Here is a 276-nt window from a genome sequence, read left to right as displayed (position 1 = left end):
GATGGATTAATGCAGTCGGTAAAACTGAACGCTGCTCAGGCAAGGCAGCAACTTCCTGATGACGCGACGCTGCGCCACCAAATCATGGAACGTTTGATCATGGATCAAATCATCCTGCAGATGGGGCAGAAAATGGGAGTGAAAATCTCCGATGAGCAGCTGGATCAGGCGATTGCTAACATCGCGAAACAGAACAACATGACGCTGGATCAGATGCGCAGCCGTCTGGCTTACGATGGACTGAACTACAACACCTATCGTAACCAGATCCGCAAA

At 50.0% G+C, this 276-nt stretch carries 1 protein-coding gene; it reads left to right on the top strand.

What is annotated here, in order from left to right:
• The coding region (locus SB756_RS29795; RefSeq protein WP_410913178.1) for a SurA N-terminal domain-containing protein at nucleotides 1-276 on the top strand (276 nt) is incomplete at both ends.

It is taken from the genome of Pseudomonas sp. SIMBA_068 (assembly GCF_046534705.1).
GTDB lineage: Bacteria > Pseudomonadota > Gammaproteobacteria > Pseudomonadales > Pseudomonadaceae > Aquipseudomonas > Aquipseudomonas putida.
Note: the sequence above shows the minus strand (reverse complement) of the source record. Positions and strands in the feature narration are given on the sequence as shown.